At 69.0% G+C, this 3,341-nt stretch carries 3 protein-coding genes; all 3 read right to left on the bottom strand.

What is annotated here, in order from left to right:
• The coding region (locus tag QZ609_RS25630; RefSeq protein WP_295501059.1) for an AMP-binding protein at positions 1-1,331 on the bottom strand (1,331 nt) is incomplete at its 3' end.
• Positions 1,332-1,363: 32 nt separating this feature from the next.
• The gene (locus QZ609_RS25625; RefSeq protein ID WP_295501056.1) at positions 1,364-2,539 is read right to left on the bottom strand and encodes an acyl-CoA dehydrogenase family protein; all 1,176 of its coding nucleotides are present in this window, start codon (positions 2,537-2,539) and stop codon (positions 1,364-1,366) included.
• Between the two features lies 1 nt (position 2,540).
• Positions 2,541-3,341, bottom strand: an 801-nt coding sequence (locus tag QZ609_RS25620; protein WP_295501054.1) for an enoyl-CoA hydratase family protein, incomplete at its 5' end; no start/stop codon positions are given.

Raw genomic sequence — 3,341 nt, 5'->3', positions numbered from 1 at the left:
ATGTTGTAGCCCGACGAGATGATCATGTCGTCGGTGCGCGAGTGGTAGTGGAAGTAGCCTTCCTCGTCCATCACGTAGGCATCGCCGGTGAGGTTCCAGCCGTCGCGCACGTAGGCGCGCTGGCGGTCGTCGGCGAGGTAGCGGCAGCCGGTCGGGCCCTGCACGGCAAGGCGGCCGACCGTGCCAGGTGGCACCGGGTTGCCTGCGTCGTCCACCACCCGCGCGACATAGCCGGGGACGGCCTTGCCGGTGGCGCCGGGGCGCACGTCGGCATCGGCGGCGGAGATGAAGATGTGCAGCATCTCGGTCGCGCCGATGCCGTCGATCAGTTCGATGCCGGTGGCGTTCTTCCACAGCGTGCGCGTGGCCACGGGCAATGCTTCGCCCGCCGACACACAACGGCGCAGCGGCGTGGCGCGCAGCTCCTCCCCACGCGCGGCGATGTTGCGGTACGTGGTCGGCGCGGTGAACAGCACCGTGGCGCCGAAGGTGCGGATGCCGTCCACTAAGTCATTCGGCGAGGCCTTCTCCAGCAGCACCGTCGACGCGCCCACGCTCATCGGGAACAGCAGCAGACCGCCCAGCCCGAACGTGAACGCCATCGGCGGGCTGCCGATGAAGATGTCGTCGGCGCGCGGCTGCAGCACGTGCGGCGGCCAGCAGGCGCAGATCGCCATGATGTCGCGGTGGAAGTGCATCGTGGCCTTCGGCACGCCGGTGGTGCCGGAGGTGAAGGCGAGCAGGCAGGTGTCGTCGGCTGCGGTGTCGACGTTGGTGAACTCGGCCGGCTGGCGCGCCATCGCGGCTTCCAGGCCGTCGGGCGTGTCGTCGTGGAAGCAGCGCACCTGCACCGGTTTGGCCGCTTGCGCCACGGCATCGCGCAACTCGTCGATCAGGCGCGCGTCGCATAGCGCGAAGCCGATCTCGCCCTTCGCCAGAATCTGCCCAAGCTCCTTGGCACGCAGCAACGGCATGGTCGTTACGGCAATCGCGCCCACCTTCATCACGGCAAACCAGCAGGCCGCCAGCATCGGGGTGTTGGGCGAGCGCAGCAGCACGCGGTTGCCCGGCACCACGCCCATTTCCTGCACGAGCACGTTGGCGATGCGGTTGGCGTGCGCCTGCAGATCGGCATAGGTCCAGCGAATGCCGGGAGCCTGGATGCAGAGACGGTCGCCCTCACCCGCAGCAACGCGCCTGTCGAGCAGCTCGGTCGCGCAATTGAGCTGCGCCGGAAACTGCAGCGCCGGCAGGTCGAAGCGGTAGACCGGCTGGAGTTCCGCCGGCGGCAGGCGGTCGCGGGCGAAGGTGTCGATATGGGCGCTGGGCATGGCGAGCTCTCCGTCTCTGGGCTGTGCGGGGTTCAGTGCTTGGCGGGCGCTGCTGCGCGCAGCAACTCGCGCGCGATGATGAGCTGCTGCACCTCGGTCGCGCCTTCGTAGATGCGCAGCGCGCGGATCTCGCGGTACAGGCGTTCGACCGGCTGCTCGCTCACCACGCCGAGGCCGCCCCACATCTGCACGGCGGCGTCGATCACCTGCTGCGCGTTCTCGGTGGCGGTCATCTTGGCCATGGCGGCCTCTCGCGTGACGGTGCGGCCCTGGTCGCGCTGCCAGGCGGCGCGGTAGGTCAGCAGGGCGGCGCTGTCGATGGCGGTGGCCATCTGCGCGAGCTTGGCCTGCGTGAGCTGAAAGTCGGCCAGCACGCCATTGAACATCTTGCGCGTGGTGGCGCGGGTGAGCGCTTCATCCAATGCGCGGCGTGCAAAGCCCAGCGCGGCAGCGGCCACCGACGTGCGGAATACATCCAGCGTGCGCATCGCCACCTTGAAGCCCTCGCCCGCCGCGCCCACGCGCTGGCCGGCGGGGATGCGGCAACTGGTAAAGCGCAGGCGGGCAAGCGGGTGCGGCGCGATCAGGTCGATGCGCTCGGCGATCTCGAAGCCCGGCGTGCCGGCCTCGACGATGAACGCGCTGATGCCGCGCGCGCCCGGTGCCTCGCCAGTGCGGGCGAAGACGACATAGAAGTCCGCAATGCCGCCGTTGGAAATCCACGTCTTCTCGCCGTCGAGCACGTAGCTGTCGCCGTCTTCGCGGGCGGCGCAGGCCATGGCGGCCACGTCGGAACCGGCGTCCGGCTCCGACAGCGCGAACGCCGAGATGGCCTCGCCGTGCGCGACCTTGGTCAGATAGCGCTCACGCTGTTCGGGCGTGCCGTGCAGCGAGATGGCGCCGGAGCCCAGCCCCTGCATGGCGAACGCGAAGTCGGCCAGGCCGGAATGGCGTGCGAGCGTCTCGCGGATCAGGCAGATGGCGCGCGTGTCGATGGTCTCGCCTGCGCCGCCATGCGCCGTGCCGCCGACTGCATGACGCAGCCAGCCGGCCTGGCCGAGTTGCTTGACCAGCGTGCGGCATTCGGCGTCGACATCGGGGCCGTGGTCCTGCGGAATGTTCTTCGTCGCCCAGGCATCGAGTTCGGCGGCAAGCTGGCGATGCTTGTCGTCAAAGAAGGGCCACTGCAGATAGTCCATGTCGCTCATGTCAGTTGCCCTCGAACACCGGTTTTTGCTTGGCGACGAACGCGTGGTACGCACGCGAGAAGTCTTCGGTCAGCATGCAGATCGCCTGCGCCTGGGCCTCGGCCTCCAGCGCCTGCTCGATCGTCATGGTCCATTCCTGGTGCAGCATGGTCTTGGTGATGCCGTTGGCGAAAGTCGGGCCGGCGGCCAGATCGGCAGCCAGCGACTGCGCTTGCGTCAGCACCTCGGCCGGGTCGCACAGGCGGTTGAAGAAGCCCCAGCGTTCGCCCTCTTCGCCGCTCATCGAGCGGCCGGTGTAGAGCAGCTCGCTCGCGCGGCCCTGGCCGATGAGGCGCGGCAGGATCGCGCAGGCGCCCATGTCGCAGCCGGCCAGGCCGACGCGGTTGAAGAGGAAGGCGGTCTTGGTGCGCGCGGTGCCGAGGCGCAGATCGGACGCCATCGCCAGGATGGCGCCCGCCCCCGCGCACACGCCGTCGATGGCGGCGACGATGGGCTGCGGGCAGGCGCGCATGGTCTTCACCAGCTCGCCCGTCATGCGCGTGAACATCAGCAGCTCGGGCGCCTTCAGTTGCACCAGCGGGCCGATGATCTCGTGCACGTCGCCGCCGGAGCAGAAGTTGTCGCCCGCGCCGGCCAGTACGATGGCCTTGACGTCGTCCGCCCATTTGAGCTGGTGGAACAAGTCACGCAGCTCGGCGTACGAATCAAAGGTGAGTGGGTTCTTGCGCTCGGGCCGGTTGAGCGTGATGGTGGCGACGCCGCCCACCACGCTCCACTTGAAGTGCGTGGCCTGGTAGCCCGC

The organism is uncultured Ralstonia sp. (genome assembly GCA_913056305.1).
Lineage (GTDB): Bacteria > Pseudomonadota > Gammaproteobacteria > Burkholderiales > Burkholderiaceae > Ralstonia.
The sequence above is the reverse complement of the archived record's forward strand: the minus strand, read 5'-3'. Positions and strand labels throughout refer to the sequence as shown.